This is a genomic window from Aeromonas aquatilis, assembly GCF_054052405.1.
Genome location: NZ_JBSTYP010000037.1, coordinates 31,337 through 48,085 on the forward strand (window position 1 = coordinate 31,337; position 16,749 = coordinate 48,085).

General features: G+C 58.2%; 15 protein-coding genes and 1 pseudogene. 5 read left to right on the top strand and 11 right to left on the bottom strand.

Annotated features, from left to right (window positions below; translation table 11 throughout):
- Positions 1-92 precede the first annotated feature (92 nt).
- Complete coding sequence (gene cmk / locus ACW5W8_RS15325) at positions 93-785, bottom strand: (d)CMP kinase (RefSeq protein WP_019444698.1); 693 nt, start codon at positions 783-785, stop codon at positions 93-95.
- A 248-nt stretch (positions 786-1,033) separates the two neighbouring features.
- Here cmk and ribA point away from each other — a divergent pair, with 248 nt between their 5' ends.
- Positions 1,034-1,627 carry a GTP cyclohydrolase II gene (gene ribA / locus ACW5W8_RS15330; RefSeq protein ID WP_005337152.1) on the top strand — a complete coding sequence of 198 codons (594 nt, stop codon included), beginning with the start codon at positions 1,034-1,036 and terminating at the stop codon, positions 1,625-1,627.
- An 81-nt stretch (positions 1,628-1,708) separates the two neighbouring features.
- Here ribA and ACW5W8_RS15335 read toward each other — a convergent pair whose 3' ends face one another.
- Both ACW5W8_RS15335 and ACW5W8_RS15340 read right to left on the bottom strand, forming a co-directional pair.
- Positions 1,709-2,665 carry a LysR substrate-binding domain-containing protein gene (locus ACW5W8_RS15335; protein WP_498628541.1) on the bottom strand — a complete coding sequence of 319 codons (957 nt, stop codon included), beginning with the start codon at positions 2,663-2,665 and terminating at the stop codon, positions 1,709-1,711.
- A gap of 63 nt (positions 2,666-2,728) precedes the next feature.
- Positions 2,729-3,604, bottom strand: coding sequence for a LysR family transcriptional regulator (locus tag ACW5W8_RS15340; protein WP_019444700.1), 876 nt, complete (start codon positions 3,602-3,604; stop codon positions 2,729-2,731).
- A gap of 95 nt (positions 3,605-3,699) precedes the next feature.
- Between ACW5W8_RS15340 and ACW5W8_RS15345 the strand changes: the two genes are divergently transcribed.
- The gene (locus tag ACW5W8_RS15345) at positions 3,700-4,923 is read left to right on the top strand and encodes an MFS transporter (protein WP_159143885.1); all 1,224 of its coding nucleotides are present in this window, start codon (positions 3,700-3,702) and stop codon (positions 4,921-4,923) included.
- 145 nt (positions 4,924-5,068) lie between these two features.
- Here the strand turns inward: ACW5W8_RS15345 and ACW5W8_RS15350 are convergent, their stop codons facing one another.
- The 5 genes from ACW5W8_RS15350 to ACW5W8_RS15370 form a co-directional block, all read right to left on the bottom strand.
- Positions 5,069-5,623 carry a VOC family protein gene (locus ACW5W8_RS15350; protein WP_498628542.1) on the bottom strand — a complete coding sequence of 185 codons (555 nt, stop codon included), beginning with the start codon at positions 5,621-5,623 and terminating at the stop codon, positions 5,069-5,071.
- Positions 5,617-6,381: a DNA repair protein gene (locus ACW5W8_RS15355; RefSeq protein ID WP_498628543.1), complete on the bottom strand. Its 765-nt coding sequence runs from the start codon at positions 6,379-6,381 to the stop codon at positions 5,617-5,619. Before ACW5W8_RS15355 ends, ACW5W8_RS15350 begins: the two co-directional genes overlap by 7 nt.
- 191 nt (positions 6,382-6,572) lie before the next feature.
- Positions 6,573-7,286 carry an oxygen-insensitive NADPH nitroreductase gene (gene nfsA, locus ACW5W8_RS15360; RefSeq protein WP_498628548.1) on the bottom strand — a complete coding sequence of 238 codons (714 nt, stop codon included), beginning with the start codon at positions 7,284-7,286 and terminating at the stop codon, positions 6,573-6,575.
- Positions 7,177-8,928 (bottom strand): AbgT family transporter, encoded by a 1,752-nt coding sequence (locus tag ACW5W8_RS15365; protein ID WP_498628544.1) that lies wholly within the window; start codon positions 8,926-8,928, stop codon positions 7,177-7,179. Before ACW5W8_RS15365 ends, nfsA begins: the two co-directional genes overlap by 110 nt.
- Before the next feature lie 143 nt (positions 8,929-9,071).
- The gene (locus tag ACW5W8_RS15370; protein WP_013723827.1) at positions 9,072-11,024 is read right to left on the bottom strand and encodes a putative bifunctional diguanylate cyclase/phosphodiesterase; all 1,953 of its coding nucleotides are present in this window, start codon (positions 11,022-11,024) and stop codon (positions 9,072-9,074) included.
- A gap of 860 nt (positions 11,025-11,884) precedes the next feature.
- Here ACW5W8_RS15370 and ACW5W8_RS15375 point away from each other — a divergent pair.
- The 3 genes from ACW5W8_RS15375 to ACW5W8_RS15385 are packed head-to-tail and all read left to right on the top strand — an operon-like array spanning position 11,885 to position 14,340.
- Entirely contained in the window at positions 11,885-12,823 is a 939-nt protein-coding gene (locus ACW5W8_RS15375; protein ID WP_005337171.1) for a LysR family transcriptional regulator, read from the top strand.
- Positions 12,824-12,877: 54 nt separating this feature from the next.
- Positions 12,878-13,900: a response regulator gene (locus tag ACW5W8_RS15380; RefSeq protein WP_498628545.1), complete on the top strand. Its 1,023-nt coding sequence runs from the start codon at positions 12,878-12,880 to the stop codon at positions 13,898-13,900.
- Between the two features lie 8 nt (positions 13,901-13,908).
- Entirely contained in the window at positions 13,909-14,340 is a 432-nt protein-coding gene (locus ACW5W8_RS15385; protein WP_033137631.1) for a PAS domain-containing protein, read from the top strand.
- Positions 14,341-14,430: 90 nt separating this feature from the next.
- Here the strand turns inward: ACW5W8_RS15385 and ltaE are convergent, their stop codons facing one another.
- The 3 genes and pseudogenes from ltaE to ACW5W8_RS15400 all read right to left on the bottom strand — a co-directional run.
- Positions 14,431-15,450, bottom strand: a complete 1,020-nt coding sequence (gene ltaE, locus ACW5W8_RS15390; protein ID WP_498628546.1) for a low-specificity L-threonine aldolase — start codon at positions 15,448-15,450, stop codon at positions 14,431-14,433.
- Positions 15,451-15,562: 112 nt separating this feature from the next.
- A complete protein-coding gene (locus tag ACW5W8_RS15395; protein WP_498628547.1) occupies positions 15,563-16,264 on the bottom strand; it encodes a Rossmann-fold NAD(P)-binding domain-containing protein in 702 nt (233 codons plus the stop codon).
- An 87-nt stretch (positions 16,265-16,351) separates the two neighbouring features.
- A pseudogene (locus tag ACW5W8_RS15400) lies at positions 16,352-16,660 on the bottom strand (XRE family transcriptional regulator); the annotation flags it as partial.
- Between the last annotated feature and the right edge of the window lie 89 nt (positions 16,661-16,749).

The window sequence follows — 16,749 nt, forward strand, 5'->3', positions numbered from 1 at the left end:
TTTATGTCACAAATGAAACATCCACTTGCAATCCGGCACAAGCGGGGCTGTTTTAAATAATCTGCGCCATCCTTGGTGCAGACGACCGGATGTCAGCTTGCGCTGGCATCACCAAGTTGTTGCTCTGCATAGGCGAGTACTGTTGCCAGCACTTCATCTATGGTCATGGCGGTAGAGTCTACCACCAGAGCATCTTCTGCCGGTTTCAGGGGTGCAGTAGCGCGATTTCTGTCGCGATCGTCACGTTCCCGAATCTCGGTTAAAAGACGCTCAAAGTTAACATCAAAGCCCTTATCTTGCAACTGCTTATAGCGACGCTGGGCCCGTTCTTCGGCACTGGCGTCGAGGAAAATCTTCACCTCTGCCTCGGGAAAAACTACGGTACCCATGTCACGACCATCGGCAATCAGACCCGGTGCCTGACGAAATGCACGCTGACGGCGCAGCAAGGCTTCGCGCACCCGGGGGAAGGCGGCGATTTTACTGGCAGCATTACCCACTTCTTCGGTGCGAATGGTGCGGGAGACATCTTCCCCTTCCAGGATCACCTTGACCAGATCGCCTTCTACCTGAAATTGCACATCCAGATTGGCAGCCAGAGGCACCAGTGAGGCTTCACTGTCCAGCTCTACATCGTGATGCAGGGCGGCCAGGGACAACACCCGATAGATGGCGCCCGAGTCCAGCAAGTGCCACCCCAGCTTCTCAGCAAGCAGCTGACACAAGGTGCCTTTACCTGCACCACTGGGGCCATCAATTGTCATTACGGGGGCCATCTGAGGCATAACTTCTCTCCTGCACTGTGTTGCTCCCATCCCGAAGGGGTGGGTTAATGGGCGCCGATTATACCCGAATGTGCCGAGCCTGGCAGTCATCAATCCGCACAAAGGGCCAAAACCCCGGCGGACCGCTGTGCTGGTCTCTTACCTGGACATTTCATTAAGCAATGCAGGGACTTGTTCTTATGGTCGTTCCTGACAAGGCGCGCTAAACTGGCCCCCTTTTTTGAGCCGTTAGTAGTAAGGAGCAACCTATGAGCAGCGTTACCCTCGTGGCCAAATCCAAATTGCCAACCCCCTGGGGCACCTTCACGCTGGTAGGTTTTCAGGAAACCGGCACAGGCAAAGATCACGCCGCACTGGTGATGGGCGACATTACCGGTGAAGAGCCCGTGCTGGGCCGGATCCACTCAGAGTGCCTGACCGGCGACGCCCTGTTCAGCCTGCGTTGTGACTGCGGTTTCCAGTTGCAGGCGGCCATGGAGAATATCGCCAAAGCCGGTCGTGGCGTGTTGCTGTATGTGCGTCAAGAGGGCCGTGGCATCGGCTTGCTCAACAAGATCCGCGCCTATCACCTGCAGGATCAGGGGGCCGATACCGTGGAGGCCAACGTGGCCCTTGGTTTTGCCGCCGACATGCGCGATTACACCATCTGCGCCGACATGCTCAAGCAGCTTGAAGTCAAGTCTCTCAAACTGATGACCAACAACCCGCGCAAGATGAAAGCGATGGAATCCTTCGGTATTCCGGTAGCCGAACGGGTACCGTTGCAGGAAGGGCGCAATCCCCACAACGAGTTCTATCTGTCGACCAAGGCCAACAAGCTGGATCACATGCTCAAAAAATGAGCCTAACTTGACGAATGAAAGATGTTCAAACGCCTCCAATTCGGAGGCGTTTTTATTGAGACAGTCACACACCGACCCAAGCTATCGCAGTGGCACGGTCAGATTGGCCAGCCGTGCATCAAGCTCTTCGCCGCTGCGGGCAGCGCAGCATTGGTCGACTTGCTCCCGAGTCAACTGCGGCGCGAGACGTCCAATCAGGTCATACAAATAGCCGCACAAAAACGCCCCTCTGCGCAGACCGATAGCGGCCACACCACCAGGTAGCCAGGCCACCGTTTTGAGCAACAGATCGCCATCGCGCTGTGGCTCCCAGGCAAAGGTTGCCATCACCCCGATGCCCATCCCTTGTCTGACATAGGTCTTGAGCACATCGCTATCGCTCGCACAACAGGCGATCCGGCTCTCGGCATGAGCGCAATCGCTGCCATGAGTGGCAGAGAGCGGCCTTCCATCGGTCACCAGCGCAAACGCAACCAGCTCGCCCGGGGTCAGTGATGTTGCTTTGGCCAACGGATGATCCTTGGGCAGCACCAAGCCCCGTTGCCACTGAAAAGAGGGGAGCATGAGCAGATCGCTCCCCTCCTCCGGTTCATCGGTAAGCAGCAGATCGGCAGCGCCATCATGCACGGCTGCGCGGCACTGCGCCGCACTCCCCTGCATCACAGTTACGGCAACTTTGGGAAAGCGAGCCATGAATCCCTTGAGGATGGCGGGCAGAATATAGCGAGCCTGCAGATGAGTGGCGGCAATGGTGAGGGTTCCCAGCTCCGGATGCACATGCTGCCTGGCCATCACTTTGATGGTGGCGACCTTGTCCAGCACCTCGGCGGCCACTTTGATCACATCCCGACCTATGGGGGTGATCTGGGTCAGGTGTTTACCGCTGCGCTCGAAGATCTGGATCCCCAGCTCATCCTCCAGCATCCGCACTTGTTTGCTGATCCCGGGCTGGGAGGTAAAGAGGCTCTCGGCGGTGGCCGACAGATTCAGCCTGTGGTTCGCCACCTCGACGATATAGCGCAATTGCTGCAGTTTCATGGTGTAGCCCTCAAGCGAACCCACCGTTAATAGTAACAAACTTTCAGCAATGGCCCGCCGCCATCAGGCCGGGCGATCCTTGAGTAGGAAATCACGCAAGGCACGGTTGGCCATGGAGAGCGGATCGCCACGCCGCCACGCCACACAGAGATCGAGGTAGATAGGCGGGTCGAAGGGCACACCACTCAGATCAGGCTCCTCTTCCAGCACCATCCGCAAGAAGGTGGTCACCGCAAAACCTTGCCGTACCACTGCCTTTAGCAGAGGAATAAGATTGCTCTCGAAGGCGATATCGGGTTCAACGCCCAGGCTCTGGGCCAGCGCCTCCATATGCTCCCGGTGATAAAAGCCACGGCGAAACAGCGCCAACTCCTGGGCAAAGAACTGCGAGAGGGTGACGGCTGATGCGCCACGCAAGGGATGATCGTCCCCCACCACCATCAACATCTCTTCGCTCAGCAGATGCGCTCCCTCGATGGCGGGGGGGAGATCACTGGTGATGAGAATGGCCAGATCGAGGGAGCCATCCACCATCCGGCTGAGCAGCTCGCGGGTGCCTGCCTCCTCAACCCGGATCTTGAGACCGGGGTAGCGGTGCTTGAAGGCCATCAGACGAGGGGGGAAATAGTAGGAGCCCATCATATAGGGGATCCCGATCCGCACTTCTCCCCGCTCCAGCCCCTTGAGCTCGGCCATCTCGGCCTCGGCCTGATGCATCTGCAGCAATAGACGCTCAGCATGGCGACAAAGCACCTCTCCCTCCGGGGTGAGCCGTACCGCCCGGTCCTGTCGATCAAACAGCCGCAGCTCGAGCTGCTGCTCCAGTTTGGCAATGGCCATGCTGATGGCCGGTTGTGCCACATGCAGACTGTTGGCTGCCTTGGTAAATGAGCCGGCATCCCTGACCGCCAGCAGATAGGTGAGCTGTTTCAGATCCATGTATCAATTCAACTTATGAGATGAATAACTTAAATATATTATATTTATAACAGCAAGGGCTCTACCCTGACCAAAAGTAGTCAGGACAATACGCAATGATTGAAGTTGGAAGTCGCGAGTGGATACGTGCAACCCTGGCCCTCAGCCTGGGCTCTTTTCTGGTGTTTCTGAACCTCTATCAGACCCACCCCCTGTTACCCCTGATTGCCGAGGTCTTCTCGGTCAACTCCCTCTCGGCCAGCTGGACCCTGGCAGGATGCACTGCAGGCCTCGCCGCCTCCTTGCTGATCTGCGCCAGACTGGCGGATCGCCATGGCCGTCGGCAAGTCATGCTGGGTACCCTCACCCTGGCGATCCTGCTCTCACTGTTGATCCCGCTGGTTGAGCAGTTTGGTTCCCTGCTGTTGCTGCGCATCCTGCAGGGCGCGCTGCTGGCAGGGCTGCCCGCGACCGCGATTGCCTATATGGGGGAAGAGTTCAGCAAACGGGCGCTGCTCTCGGCGGTGGGGGTCTATATTGCCGCCAACTCCCTCGGTGGCATTGCCGGTCGGGTGGTCGGCGGTCTGTTGGCGGGCTGGTTTGGCGACTGGCAGCATACCTTTCTGGGGATCGGAGTGATCAGCCTGTCACTGCTGCCGCTGGTCTTCTGGCTGCTGCCCCACCAAACCCGCTTTGTGGCGAGCGCCCCCGTTCGCGGTCAATTTGCCCGCGCCTTGCAGCAGCACCTGACCAATCCTTTGCTGGTAGGGGCTTACCTTATCGGCGGGCTCAACTTTATGGTGTTTCTGAACCAGTTCAGCTATCTCACCTTCCTGCTGGCCAAGCCCCCCTTCTCGCTGCCCACCCAGTGGCTCGGCATGCTGTTTCTCACCTATCTTTCGGGAACGGTGGCCTCCTCACTGAGCGGTCGCTTTGCCAACCGCTGGGGGGCACAACGGATGCTGCTAGTGGGGATCGCGCTGATGGCTATCGGCAGTCTGTGGCTGCTGCAGGGCAGTCTGCTCGGGATCCTGAGCGGCTTGCTGGTCTCCAGCTTCGGTTTTTTCCTGGCTCACGCCTGTGCCAGTGCTTGGGTGGGTCATCATGTCGAACACAACCGCGCCCTCGCCTCCTCCCTCTATCTGGTGGCCTACTATCTGGGAGCCAGTCTGGGGGGACTTTACCTGCACCCCTTCTGGGAGCAAGGCGAGCTGGGCGGTCTGGTCATGGGAATTGAACTGGTCCTCATCCTGACGGCAGGCTTGAGCCTCTGGCTCGGCCGTCTCAAGCAGCGAAGCCAATCGCCACTGCCCGCCCAGCAACCCCACCGACACGGGTAACGGGCTCAGCGCAAACAGGGTCACCCACGAGCAGATAGCGCTCTCGCAACCAAGCACCGCCAGATAACAAAGGGGGTCACACCGGTGACCCCTTTTGCTGCGTTATTCAAGAGCCTGTCTGGCTCACACCGCATTGAGCACAGGATCACTCCTGCTCGAAATAATCCGCAGGCACCGCGACCACAGCGTCGGTCGCTACCTCTTCGGCGATCACCTCCGCCAGCGGGCGCAGATGAAACTTGATCTGTCCGGAGGGCAACATCAGGCCAATATCGGGGTTGCGGGTATCCTGCATGTTGCCAGTTTTGAATGGCTGCTCGGGATAGCGCGCTACCAGATCCTGCAGTGAAGTGACCACCAGCTCGATATGTTCCAACCCCGCCTGATGGACGCGACCCGGTTTCGGTGCAGCCAGCTCGATACAGGGTACCTGTACCTCACCAGCCAGCAGCGGCTGATGCAACTGATAAGTCGCAATAGGGCGACCACCAATCATCCCCTCCACCAGCAAGGCGCCCGCCTCAGCCAGCACAGCACATAGCGCGCGGTACTCCTGCAGGGTAGCCGCCCGATAACAGAGATGATCGACCGTTGGCTGTGAAATTGTGACGCCAGTGGCGGCCAGTTCGGCCAACAGCTGAGAAACAAAAGGGGCCATCGGCCCCAGAGTAGAATCGAGTGGGTGAGACATGCTTACCATTTCTTCTTGGGTTGAAACAGGACATCGAGCTCGTCGGCTTCCTTGTCCTTGATGTTTTGCAGATCCTGCGCGCTATTTTGCTGCTGCAACTCTTCAAGCTCCTTGAGCCCCTGACGCATATCCTCTTCACGGGCCAGCAGATAGGGATCCTTGTCGCCCACGCTCGCCATGGCCGACAGACCCTTGGTGTAGAGCTGGCGGCAAGTACCATATTGGCCCTGAATGCGGGCATCCATCGCCCGCTTGACCAGATTGGAGATGTTGATCTTGAGCTGCATCAGCTCGAGGCGGCGCTCTTCCTGGGCAAACCCCTGAGGGTCAATCTTGCCCTTGTTGTGCTCGACCCGCAGCACAGCCCGCATCTTCTTGACCAGCTGCAGCATCTGGATCGCCTGACGGTCAGACTCCGGCGTTTTGAAATGCCCCTCATCCTGCGCGCTGTAGTTCTCCTGCACATTCTTGATCTGGGTCTGCACATCGGCGATGCGCTGCTTGATCTGATTGTTCGGCATCACTTGGGCGATGGCGCGATAGGCATCGAGGATCCGGTGCTGCAACAGCAACACCATGTTCTTGGAGAAAGGCACCAGATTGACATTCAGCAACACCTCTTCGGTCTCGTCAGCCACCGTCTTGTGTCTGGCAACGGCGTGACGCTTGTCCGCCTCTGCCTTCTGCTTATATTGCTGCATCACGTTATAGGCGATAACCAAAAACAGGAGTGCGCCAATAGACAGCAATACCAAAGTTAAAATCATAGGATGTCCAAACCCCTGTTCCTATCCAATTGCGTGATCCTACAACAGCTTACCCACTTAAGGTAGCCTGCAGATCCCCCCTTGCCCACGATTTGTCACCAAGCTGTGCCCCCGGTCTCAGGGAGAGATTGCAGGATCAGGGGATGATGACCATGACGGTCACCTCCCCATAGTATCGCCCATCAGCGCCATTACTTGAGGTTAAAGCCCCGCGATTGCAGGAATCCCAGCATGAAAGGGCGGGACTCCTTGCCCAGAATGGCGCGGATCTGGCCACTCCAGGTCTGCTGTTTGTTGTTGCTGCTGCGGGCCTGATAGTAGTCCGCGATCTGCTGATCATATTGAGCCAGCAGGTCACGATCCAGTTCGTGCCGGTAGCGATCCTGATGCACCACCAATCCCCTGGGCAGACGGGGTTTCTGCTCCGGCTGCTGGGCTGGATGACCAAGGCAGAGGCCAAACAGCGGGATCACCTGATGGGGCAAGCCGAGCAGTTCGCTCACCTCGGCCGGATGGTTGCGAATGCCGCCGATATAGACCCCGCCCAGTCCCAGCGACTGCGCCGCCAGCAGGGCATTTTGCGCCATCAGGGCACCGTCAATGGCACCGATCAGCAACTGCTCCGCATAACCGGTCTGGGCCTCGGGCACGATCTGGCTGTGACGATGGTAATCGGCGCAGAACACCAGAAACTCGGCCGCCTGCACCACATAAGGCTGATTGCCCGCCAGCATGGCCAGCTCCTGGCGCGCCTCGGGCTCACTGACTCGCACAATACTGGTCACCTGCAAAAAGCTAGAGGTCGAGGCGGACTGGGCGGCGGCGAGAATGGCATCCAGCTGCTGCGGGGCGATCGGCTCGGCAGTGAACTGACGAATGGATCGATGGGAAAGGATAAGATCGATGGTCTGATTCATGGCACCTCCAAAATGAGGTAACACCATAGCGAAAAAAACGAGGGAGCCCAAGGCTCCCTCGCACACCCAGCTTAAGGGGCCGGATAGACGTAAGGGGCTTGCAACCCGAGCGGAAGCCGAGCGCCCAGTAGAGCAGCAGGAAAATCGTCCAGCTCACCAGGAAGGCCAGTGAGTAGGGCAGCATCATGGAGACCAGGGTACCGATCCCGGTGCTCTTCACATACTGCTGGCAATAGACCACCACCAGCGGGAAGAAGACCATCAGCGGGGTGATGATATTGGAAGCGGAATCACCGACACGGTAAGCCGCCTGGGTCAGCTCGGGGGAGATCCCCACCGCCATCAACATGGGTACCAGGATCGGGCTGATCAGCGCCCACTTGGCGGAGGCCGAGCCGACTACCAGATTGACGCTGGCGGTGAGCAGGATCATCCCGACGATAGTCACCTCACCGGGCAGCGCCAGCGCATGGAGCACTTCGGCACCGGAGAGGGCCAGCAGGGTGCCCAGGTTGGAGTCGCCAAACGCCTTGATAAAGAGCGCGCAGAAGAAGGCCATCACCATGTAGGAGCCCATCTTATTCATGGTGGCCGACATGGCATCGATCACATCCTTGCCACTCTTGAAGCTGCCTGCGACAAAGCCGTAGACAATCCCGGGCAGGATAAAGAGCAAGAAGATGAGCGGCACAATGGACTTCATCACGGGGGCAGCGAAGGTAGTCAGGGAGCCATCGGCAGCACGCAGCGGTGAATCGCTCGGGGAGAGCGCCAGCAGCACGATTGCCGCCAGCATGGCAAACCCGGCCCAGTTGAAGGCACGGCTCTCTTGCGCGCTGTAACGCCCCATCTCGTCGGCACTCTCCAGATCCTCGTTGAGCGCCACATGCTTGAGGCGCGGCTCCACCACCTTTTCGGTGATGAACCAGCCGACGCAGATGATCAGCAACGAAGAGGCACCGGTAAAGATGATGTTGCACAGGGTGTTGACCATGTAGTCAGGATCGAGCAACTGAGCGGCGGACTGGGTAAAGCCCTGCAGCAGCGCATCCCCGCCGGAGGGCAGGAAGTTGGCGGCAAAACCGCCGGAGACACCGGCAAAGGCGGCGGCGATCCCCGCCAGCGGATGGCGTCCGGCAGCGTGGAAGATGATGCCACCGATGGGGATCACCAGCACATAACCCGCATCTGCGGCGGTGTGGCTGACGATCGCTACCAGGATCAGCATGGGGGTGAGAAAACGGGCAGGCGTCACTTTCAGCAACTTTTTCAGACCGGTATTGATAAAACCGGACTGCTCGGCCACCCCGACCCCGAGCATGGCCACCAGCACGATCCCGAGCGGGGCAAAGCCGGTAAAGGTCGTGACCATAGTGGAGAGAAACTCGGCCAGACCGGTACCGGTCAGCAGGTTGTTGACCACTACCGCCTCCCCGGTACGGGGGTTGACCAGATCAAACTGGAATTGTGACAACACCCAAGAGCCGACCCAGACGATCAGCAAGGCGTAGAGGAACAGCATGGCGGGGTCGGGTAATTTGTTCCCGGCTTTCTCGACGCCATTGAGGAAACGGTTCAGCCAACCTTTGGGAGGGCTGGCCGGACGGTCATTGACAGCAGCATGACTCATTATTGCGATACTCCTTTCCCTAGAAACGAGGTCGCATGCTAGCAATTCCAGCCAATCCGTCTCATGACCGATCGCAAAAGAATGATTAATTTTGATTAAATATTGCGGAATAAAATCCCAAGTTGTGGCCTAACGCACACTTGTTACTCTGCCATCACGGCATCTAGCAGTGGATAACGCCCAACCTGGCACTCCACCACAAAACCGCTCGCCTCGACTTGCGCCACCGTCAGCGGCTTGCTGAACAGATACCCCTGGAACACATGGCACCCCTGGGTCTGCAGTGCGGCCAGCTCGTGAGGCTCCTCCACCCCTTCGGCCATGATCCCCAACCCCAAATTGGTGGCCATGGCTGCAGTCGCCCGGATCACCGGCAAGTTGAGGCCGACCACGAAGGAGCGATCCAGCTTGATGTTGTTGATCGGCAACCGGTTGAGATAGGCCAGCGAGGAGTAGCCGGTACCGAAATCGTCGATGGCAATCTTGATCCCCTGCTCGCTCAAATCGTCGAGAATGCCGAGGCACCCCTTCATATCGAGCATCAGCACGGTTTCGGTCAGCTCCAGCGTCAACAGGGAGGCATCCACCCCGTGCAGCTCCAGCTGCTGGCGAACTTGCCCGGGCAACGCCGACGAGAGCTGGAAACCGGAGAGGTTGACGGAGACCGGCACCCGCTGATGGAAACGCTTCTGCCAGCTGGCGACCTGTGCCAGCGCGGTGGAGAGCACCCAGCTGCCGATCTCGCGGATCAGCCCCATCTCTTCGGCGAGCGGGATAAATTCCACCGGCGACACATGGCCGAGCACCGGGTTGTACCAGCGCAGCAGCGCCTCGTAACCGATCAGACGCCGTTTGGCGGCATCGACCTGCGGCTGGTAACAGAGGCTCAGCTCCTGGCGGCCGATGGCCTTGGCCAGAAACTGCTTGAGATTGAGCTTGCGCTGCAAGGTCTGCTGCATGCTGGGGGTGAAACGCTGCCAGCGCAGCCGCCCCATCTGCTTGGCCTGATACATGGCCATGTCGGCACGGGTGATGAGGTTGTCCCCGTCATCCGCATCATCGGGATAGATGGCGATACCGATACTGCCGCCAATGGTCACCTCCGGCAGCCCGCTCAGTTGCAGCGGCTTGGTCATCTGGGAGAGCATCTGATCGGCCACCTCTTGCGCCCGATCCCCCTGATTGCCCAGCGGCACCAGTGCTGTGAATTCATCGCCACCGAGGCGAGCCAGCTCCACATCCCGCGGGCAAATCTGTTTGAGGCGACCGGCGACCCGTTCCAGCAGGCGATCTCCCGCCTTGTGGCCGTAGTTGTCGTTGACCAGCTTGAAGTTGTCCAGATCCATGAACACCAGCGCGAAACGCTCCCCCAGCCCGCAATAGGCCTCGAGGGATTTCATCAAGCCATACCGATTGAGCAGGCCGGTCAGGGAGTCGTGCCAGGCGAGGTGGCGATGCTCCAGCTCTTCGAGTTTGCGATCGGTAATATCCCGCATGGTGAGCAGAATGCGGGCCCCCTGCTGGATATAGCGGAACTGATACTGGAACCAGCGCATCCCCTTGAGGGTGCGGCACTCCCCCTCGGTCACCACCTCATCGAGACGGGAGAGCTTCTGGTAGAAGCTGTCATCATTGCCGGAGAAAACCTGGGAGAGCTTGGCGATCTGGTGGCCGAAACACATTTCGAAGTGATAGTTGCCACTCTCGAACACACCATGGCTATCGAACAGGCAGGCAAGGGTATCGCCGGTTGCCAGCGAGGACTCCTGATAGAGGGTATCGGAGTCGAGCACCGCTTCGGTCATCATCATCAGCCGGCCAGCCAGTTGAATACCAGAGAGGCGCAGATAGATCTGCTTCTTGACCCCCTTTGGGGAGAGGGTCCACCACTCGTTGTAACTGCGCCCCTGCTGAAAATCACCCAGATAGCGCTGTAGCAGCAGATCGATGGCGGTTGCCATATCGGCAGAGAAGTCGCGGGAGCAGAGTTCGTCGAGAGACGTCGCCTCCCACACGGAGAGCGCTGCGCTGTTTGCCCAGAAAATATGGTGATGCTCGATGTCATAAACCCAGATCGGGGTATGCAGAACATCCATCGTCTTCAGTAACCGTTCGTCAAGCGTATTCATCTGGTCAAGGTCATTCATGCTGGATGGTCACTGGTTAACCGGAAAACAGATCTGGCAAACCGCTAGCTGCAGAATGCAAGGTGCAAATACCTCTCGGCCATTATCCCTTTTCACATAGCCAAGAGCGGACAAAACTATTTCAGATATCAACAACAGGGCAGCCTGTACGGCAAAACTACAAAGGACTCAGCCAAGGACCCTGTTAATCCAGGCAAATCATATAGTCGATTTTTAACTTTTTTCCCCAGTAAAAACAAGCACTAAGAGCTATCCACTCGAGACCTTGAAAGAGCAATTGCATATTTGCTGCGACAAATTTGTTATTAACATTTAAATCAATGGCGGAAATAGTCATCACTCTCTGTCACAAAGCTTCCATTAATTAACCAAGCGGATGGATAAACAGCCAAAAAAACGCCAAAACGGACAAAAATAGTTCACTAAGGCGGAATTGCTATATCCCAAATTCATTTTTCAACAGGCAATGAGCAAAACCAGAATATATGATCTGCATCACATTGGCTGGGGATGGAAAACTACCCCGGCTGAGCACGCAGCGCAACCGGCGCCCTTCCCTCAGGTTGCAATATCGGCCTTCGCCCGCGGTTATAGCGGAACAAATCAGGAAATATGGCAAACATCACTGCCGCAGTACCATTTGGCATCGTGCCGAAATAATCACCAGCTTGGGGAAATTGAGATGATGGGCGGGTGGAGAACAGGTATCAACAGAAATCGAATCCAGATCAATTAAACGCTGAATTACCCTTGCCAACCCGGAACGCTCTTTTTATGGTTGCCCCCTTGTTACACCCAGAACAGCGTTTATGAAGCACATTGAAGAGTTCTACCTGTTCGTCAAGGTGGTGCAAGAGGGAGGATTCTCCCACGCTGCAGCCGCACTGGGCATGCCAACAGGCACCATCAGTCGACGCATTTCCCAGCTGGAAGAGCAACTGGGTTGCTCCCTGCTACATCGCTCTACCCGCAAGCTCCGCCTGACCGATGATGGCCTCAGATACTACGAACGTCTCTGCACGCCACTCGCACAAATCGAGCAGGCCACCAGCGAGATCCAGGGTCAAGAGGCCGATATCACCGGGCTTATCCGGATAGCTGCGCCGATCGCGCTCTCCAACACCATCCTCATCGATATGCTGGCCGAATTCGGGCTGCACTATCCCGAGGTACAGTTCGATATCACCCAGACCAATGATCACCAGCACCTGTTCGACAATGATCGGGATCTGGTGTTCTTCAACGGTGAGCTGCCCCAGTCGCTGCCCAATGCGATCTGTCTCGGCCATATCGAGTACGGCCTGTTTGCCTCACCACTCTATTTGACCAAGAAGGGCACCCCCTCCCATCCCAACCAGCTTGAAGAGCATGATCTCATCTACTGCTGGCCTCACCAGCACTGGCAGCTGACCGACAAGGATGGCCAGAGCGTCTGCATCAAACGCAGCGCCAAACTGACCGTCAACCAGACCCAGGCTGCGGTACGCGCAGCCCGGCGTCATCTGGGGATCGTCAACGCCCCGCTGCACTATCTGAGCAGCTTCCTCCATGACGAGCAGCTGGTGCCGGTACTGACCGACTGGCAAACCGGCAATCGCCCCTTCTACATGTTGTGTTGCCAGCACCAGTTCGCTCCGTTGCGTGTTAAGATGTTCGTTGAATTTGTTGAAAAATACTCAGCACGCTATCGCAATCGGCAGTGGGACAACCAATTTTCACAAGGTGATAGCCTCACCCATTGCATCTGACCGTTAGCGGGCCACACTTATAGCATCCCTTGCCAACAGAGCCTGCCTAACGCCATGAATGTATTGATATGTGATGACTCCGGGTTCGCCCGCAAACAGCTGGCGCGGGCGCTCCCGGCCGACTGGAAAGTCGATTTGCACTACGCGGCCAATGGTCTCGAAGGGATCGAACAGGTGCTGATGGGTCATGGCGATCTCATCTTCCTCGATCTGACCATGCCGGAAATGGACGGTTACGGCGTGCTGGAGACCCTCCAACGGGAGGGTCTGCGCAACAAGGTGATCGTGGTCTCCGGGGATATCCAGCCAGAGGCCTATCAACGGGTCATGGGGCTGGGGGCGCTCGATTTCATCAAGAAACCCGCCGCCCCAGAAACCCTGCTCGCCCTGCTCAAAAAGCATGATTTCTGGAGTGCCGCCCCGAGCGGTCAACCAAGCGCCCCCGAGCAGCTGACAAGCGGCGTGGTAGCCGATGCAGGCGTCAAGATCACCCCCGAAATCCGCGATGTCTATCAGGAACTGGCCAACGTCTCCATGGGGCAGGCTGCCGACTTGCTTGCCCGTCTGCTCAACGCCTTCGTGGTGCTGCCTATCCCCAACGTCAACGTGCTGGAGGTCTCCGAGCTGCACATGGCCCTCTCGGCGGCCGCCGATTCGGATACCCTCTCCGCCGTCTGTCAAGGCTTCATCGGGGCGGGGATCGCTGGCGAAGCGCTGATCCTGTTCCATGACTCCAGCTTCAAGGATTTGGCCAAGCTGATGAACCATCAGGGGACGCTGGATCGCACCGCCGAACTGGAGCTGCTGATGGATACCGCCAACGTGCTGATCGGCGCCTTCCTGCGCGGCTACGCTAACCAGCTCGATACCCCCTTCAGTCAGGGCCACCCGGTGGTGCTCGGCCAGCACAGACCCATCAACGAGCTGATCAACACCAACAAGAGTCGCTGGCGTCGTACCCTCGCCATCGAGATCAACTACCGGATCCAGTATTACGCGGTGCAGTGTGATCTGCTGCTGCTGTTTACCGAAGATTCCATCGCCACCATGAACAACAAAATCATGCACATGCTCTAGGAGTGACTATGGAAATCCGTGAATTTCATTGGCTGATGAACATAGTCCAGAACCTGGACGTAGGCTTGGTGGTGCTCGACAAGGAGTACAAGGTTCAGGTGTGGAACGGCTTTATGGAGAGCCACAGCGGCCGACTGGCGGGTGAAGTGCGCGACGGCGTGCTGTTCGAACTGTTCCCCGATGTGGACAAAGCCTGGTTCGAGCGCAAAGCCAACATGGTCTTCAAGCTCAACAACCGCGCCTTCAGCACCTGGGAGCAGAAGCCCTACCTGCTGCGTTTCTCCAACTACCGCCCCATTACCGGCTCGGCACCCCATATGTTCCAGAACCTGACGCTGGTGCCACTGGCCGATTTCGGCGGGCAGGTGACCCATATCGCGGTGATGATTTACGATGCCACCGATGAGGCCATGCTGATGAGCGGCCAGCGGCAGGCTTGAGCTTGCTACAAATAACAGAGGGCGCCGCGGCGCCCTCTGTTATTTCGGTACAAACAGATCTGAGTATAACGTCTACCTCACACAACCGTCTCAACGTGCCCTGAGATACTCGGTGAAGGCGTCGATCACCTCTTCGATATCGTCATCGTTGATCTGCAAATGGGTCACCAGCCGCAGTTCGCCGTAACCGGAGAAGAGGATCCCCCGCTCCTTCATAAAACCGAGCAGAGGAGCGGACTCCCCCTCACGCAGTCGCAGGAACACCATATTGCTCTGCACCAGCGAGAGGTCGAGCTCGATGCCCGGCAACGCCGCCAGCCCTTCGGCCAGCCGTTTGGCACGGCGGTGATCATCGGCCAGACGGGTCACATGCTGCTCGAGGGCAAACAGACCGGCTTGCGCCAGAATACCCGCCTGACGCATGCCGCCCCCCAACATCTTGCGCAGGCGGCGCGCACGGGCGATGAAGTCATGGCGGCCCACCAGCAGCGAGCCAACCGGTGCGCCCAACCCCTTGGAGAGACAAATCGAGATGCTGTCAAACGGTGCTGCGATCACCTCGACCGGGGTCTCGCTGGCCACGGCGGCGTTAAAAAGCCGGGCGCCATCGAGATGGAGTTTCAATCCGCGTTCGGCAACGAATCTGCCCATCTCCTGCAGATAGGAGAGCGGCAGTACCTTGCCATTGTGGGTGTTCTCAAGGCAGATAAGGCGAGTCTGGACGAAGTGGGCATCATCAGGCGCCAACGCGGCCTTGATATCATCGAATGCCAGCGTACCGTCGCGCTGCATCGGCAAGGGTTGCAGGGCCACGGAGCCCAGTACGGCACACCCCTGTGCTTCATAGCGATAGATGTGAGCGGCGTTGCCGAGGATGGCCCCCTCACCGCGTTGACAGTGGCTCATCACCGCCAGCAGGTTGGACATGGTGCCGGACGGCACAAACAGCGCCGCCTGTTTGCCCAGAAATCTGGCCCCATAGGCCTCCAGCGCGTTGACGCCCGGATCTTCACCATAGACATCGTCACCGACTACGGCGTGGAGCATGGCCTGACGCATGGCGTCAGTAGGCTGGGTGACGGTGTCACTTCGTAAATCGATATAGCGCATGAGATCCCTCCTGAAACAGGAGAGTGACGTTAGCCATGCGCCCCCCGCTTGGCAAGGGGCGCATGAGCAGAATGTGAAGCCAATAGACGTCCATAGAACCCGCAGGCGGGATTTACCAAGGCAGCGGCTGACCGTTGAGATCCACTAGCTGGCCCGATTGGCTCAACGATAACCCCTTGATGAGATTGAGCAGTTTCACCGCCACCTCGGCAGGATCCTGCAATTGCTCCGCGGGCAACTCGCTCAGAAAGGGGGTGTTCATCGGGGAGTCCATCAAACCGGGCGCTACGGCCACCACCCCCGCTTGCGGGAAACGCTGCGTCCACTCAAGGGCCAGGGTTTTCACCCCCATGTCGAGGGCCGCCTTGCTCATCCGGTAGCTGTAACGTCCCCCCTCCTGATTCGCGGTAATGGAGCCCGCCAGATCGGAGATGGCGCAAAGCCACAGAGGATGATCACTCCCCATCAACCGACTGAAGCGGGCAGCCAGCGCCAGTGTTGGCCAGGCATTGGCCAGCAGGCTGTCGCACAGCCACTTGGGGTGCACCTCTTCAACCCGCCGCTCCGGCATAAAGCTGACATCGTGCAACAGGCCGATGGTGTTGATGACCACAGTGGGGAGCGGATCGCTATCGTAGAGGGTAAACAGAGCATCGAACGAGATGGCGTCCACCTCTTGCAGCGGGAAGAAGGCCCCCATCTCGATCCCTTTTGGATAGGTGCGCCCGGCCAGCAGGAAGGACACCTCCCTTGCCATCAGCTCTCTTGCCAGCGCCGAGCCCAGCGCACCGCTTCCGAGGATCAAGTAGCTCATCGCCCATTCCATGGAGAGTTATCTTGCTTAGAGCGTATCAGAATAATCAACCGGCCGTGACACGATCAAAGGGTAATATGCCCCTCATCACGCTTCCCCCAGATGGCGACCAAACTCCCGCGCCAGCGCCAAGTCGAGAAAACCGTCCGCTTTCTTGTGGGTGCGCAAAAACTGGTAATAGGCGAGCAGGGTGACCAGTGCCTCCTCATCGGGCAGCCCCACCCCGGGGTGCTGCTCGCCCAGCAGTTGCTGCGCCGCTGCCAGCGCCTCCCTGTCCACCACTTCCGCCTGACGGTAGAGATAACCGCAGCCGGTTGCCAGCCACTCCAGCGAGCAGTTGGCCCCCATGGCGATCTGGTTGGCCCGCGCCAGGCCAGGCTCGGCTCCCTTTAAATATGGCTATGTCCCAATTACGTGTTGAAAGGCTAAGCTTGAAGTAGGCCATCACCTTGAGGTCTACCATCATGGATACCCCAGCCTTTCAA